Annotated in this window: 3 protein-coding genes; 2 read left to right on the forward strand and 1 reads right to left on the reverse strand. The window is 73.3% G+C overall.

The window, feature by feature from the left end; translation table 11 throughout:
• Window positions 1-471: aldolase/citrate lyase family protein (locus DQW85_RS25595; RefSeq protein WP_240197426.1), on the forward strand; the 471-nt coding region annotated here is incomplete at its 5' end.
• 21 nt (window positions 472-492) lie between these two features.
• Here DQW85_RS25595 and DQW85_RS25600 read toward each other — a convergent pair.
• Complete coding sequence (locus DQW85_RS25600; RefSeq protein ID WP_113702517.1) at window positions 493-1,275, reverse strand: CPBP family intramembrane glutamic endopeptidase; 783 nt, start codon at window positions 1,273-1,275, stop codon at window positions 493-495.
• Window positions 1,276-1,379: 104 nt separating this feature from the next.
• On the opposite strand from DQW85_RS25600, the gene DQW85_RS25605 reads away from it, so the two are divergent.
• The coding region (locus DQW85_RS25605; RefSeq protein WP_113702518.1) for a SpoIIE family protein phosphatase at window positions 1,380-3,282 on the forward strand (1,903 nt) is incomplete at its 3' end.

The raw sequence follows: 3,282 nt of genomic DNA on the forward strand, positions 1-3,282 counted from the left end.
ACCGCCGAGCAGGCGGCCGCGGTGGTCGCCGCCGCGCGCTACCCGGCCGCGGGCCGCCGCTCGTACGGCCCGACGCGCGCCATGCTCAGGATCGGCCCCACGCCGGCCGAGACCGACGAGAGCGTGCTGGTGCTCGCGATGATCGAGACCGCCGAGGGCCTGGCCAACGTGGACGAGATCTGCGCCACACCCGGCCTGGACGGCGTGTACGTCGGTCCCTCGGACCTGTGCCTGGCCGTGGGCGGGAGGTTCCCCGGCGATCCGGCGGCGGACGCCGCCCTGGAGGAGGCGATCGAGCGGGTCCGTACGGCGGCGCACCGGGCCGGGATCGCGGCCGGCATCCACAACCCCACAGGCGAGCGGGCCGCCCGCCGCCTGGCCGAGGGGTTCACCTTCGTCACGGTCGCCTCCGACCTCACCCACCTGGAGCACGCCGCCGCCGCCCACCTGAAGGCGGCCAGAACCGGTTGAGGCCCGCCCGGAAAGGCGGGTTCAAGGGAGCCAGCTCACCTTGCCGCGCAGCGCCGCGTACCCGACGAAGGCGACGGCGTCGATGAGCGTGTGCGCCACCACGAGCGGCATCGCCCGCCCCCACCGCTGGTACAGGCGCCCGAACACCACTCCCATCACCACGTTCCCGACGAACCCGCCGAACCCCTGATAGAGGTGGTACGAGCCCCGCAGCAGAGCCGACACCGCGACCGCCCGCCACGGGCTCCACCCCGCCTGCTCCAGCCGGTGCAGCAGGTAGCCGGCGACCAGCACCTCCTCCAGGACCCCGTTCTGGACCGCCGCGAGCAGCAGCACCGGCACTCGCCACCACACGTCGGGCAGTTGCCCGGCGACCACGGCCAGGTTGATCCCGGCGGCGTACACCAGCAGGTAGAAGGCCAGGCCCGTCCCGCCGACGGCGGCGGCGAGCAACGCTCCCCGCCTCAGGTCGCGCCCGGGCTCGCGCAGGTCCACCCCGATCGACCGCAGCGACTCGCCGGACCGGACGAGCAGGTAGGCGACGAGCGCCACGGGCGCCACGGTGATCGCGGCGTCGACGAGCTGCAGCGTCAGGTCCAGCCATGGCCGCCCGGGGGCCAGCGAGCCGACCAGGACCGCCTGCTGGCCCTTCAGCTCCCGCGGCGCGGTGAGGGCGCCGACCAGCCGCACCAGGGCCACCAGCGCGCTGGCTCCCAGCGAGACGGAGAACACCACGAGGATCTCGGCCCGGATGAGCTTCGGCCCGAGCTCGGTCGGGCTGACGGCGGGCGACTGCGTGTGCATGGCCGCAGGCTACCGCTGGTGCCGCCACCCCCAGCTCGGGCATATTGTCCTATATAGGCATTTCGGCTAGTGCGGTCCGCCGTGGAAGTGAGGCGGCACAGAGCATGGAGCAGTTCGCCCCTGTCATCGGTCCCGGACATCTCGCGTCGGGGCTGAACGAGATGCTGGCCGAGGTCGTCGCCGAGACCGGGGCGCACATGGGCTCGCTCTACCTGCTGCCGCCCGGCGAGCACGTCCTGATGATGAAGTCGGCGATCGGGCTGCCGGCCCCCATCGCCAACCAGTGGGCCAGGCTCAGGGTGGAGGACCCGGTCCCGGCGTCGGTCGCGGTGCGCGAGCGGCGCCTGGTGTGGCTCGCCGACCACGAGGAGATGGCGCGCCGCTTCCCGGGGGCGGCGCTCACCCTGCCATACCACTTCTCCGTGGCCGCCGCCCCCATCCACGCCGGAGCCGCCGACTGGGGGGCACTGGTCCTGCTCTGGCCCGAACCCCACCCGCCCGAGCTCACCCCGCGCGAGCTGGAGGCCATCGAGTCCACCTGCCGCAGGATGGGCGCCCTCATGCGGCGGGCGGCCGAGCACGGCAACCCCGTGCTGCCCGGCCACCGCCCGCGCATCCTGGCGCCGCGGCGTGACGGCGAGGTCGATCCGGACGAGGCCATGGCGGCGCTCGACTACCTCAAGCGCCTCCCCGAGGGATGCTGCGCGCTGGACATGGAGGGCCGCGTCACCTTCATCACCCCCTTCGCCGCCGCGCAGCTCGGGGTCAAGGCCGAAGAGCTGGTGGGCACGCGCCCCTGGGAGGTGCTGCGGTGGATGAGCGACCCCGTCTTCGAGGACCACTACCGCAAGGCGGCACTCAGCCACCAGCCCACGTCCTTCCTCGCCCGGAACCCGTCCGGCCAGTGGCTCTCCTTCGAGCTCCACTCGGACCCGTCCGGCATCAGCGTCCGCATCGCCCCCGCCGACGCGGAGGAACGCACGGGGGAGCACGCGGGAGGCCCGGCCGGGCCCGAGGAGCAGCCGTCCCCACCCGAGGGCACGCCCACGCGCGCTGACGCGCTCTACAACATGGTGCATCTCGCCGCGACGCTCACCCGGGCCGTCACCGTGCAGGACGTGAGCGACCTCGTCGCCGACCAGGTGATGTCCGTCTGCGACGTGCAGGCGATGGCCCTCCTGATCGCGGAGAACGGCAGGATGCGCGTCGTCGGCTCCCGCGGCTACGGCCCCGAGTTCGCCATCAGGTACGACGGCCTCCCCTTGAGCGTGCCGACCGCCACCGGGGACGTGCTGAAGACCGGCGACCCGGAGTTCTTCGCCACCTGGGACGAATTCCACCAGGCGTATCCCAACGCCGTCCGGACCGACGAGATGTCCGCCTGGGCGGTCCTCCCGCTGATCACCTCGGGCCGTCCCATCGGGGTCTGCGTGTTCGCCTACGAACGCGAGCACACCTTCATCCCCGACGAGCGCGCCACGCTCACCTCGCTGGCCGGGCTGATCGCGCAGGCCCTGGAGCGGGCCCGCCTCTACGACATCAAGCACCAGCTCGCCGACAGCCTGCAGGCCAGCCTGCTGCCCAGCGAGCTGCCGTCGGTGCCCGGCCTGGAGGTGGCCGCCCGCTACCTGCCCGCCACCCGCGGCATGGACATCGGCGGCGACTTCTACGACCTCATCCGCCTGGACGACACCACGGCCGCCGCCGTCATCGGCGACGTCCAGGGCCACGACATGACCGCCGCCGCCCTCATGGGGCAGGTGCGCACCGCCATCCACGCCTACGCCACCGCCGGGGCGAGCCCCGGCGAGGTGCTCGCCCACACCAACCGGCTGCTCATCGACCTGGCCCCCGAGCTGTTCACGAGCTGCCTGTACGTCAACCTCGACCTGCGGCGGCGCCGCGCCACCCTGGCCAGCGCGGGCCACCTGCCGCCGGGTACGTCGCTGTTGACGTCCCGCTGCCCGCCCGCCATGCCGCCCCCCGCCCTGAACTCGTCATCTGCAG

The sequence above is a fragment of the Nonomuraea lactucae genome (genome assembly GCF_003313395.1).
Lineage (GTDB): Bacteria > Actinomycetota > Actinomycetes > Streptosporangiales > Streptosporangiaceae > Nonomuraea > Nonomuraea lactucae.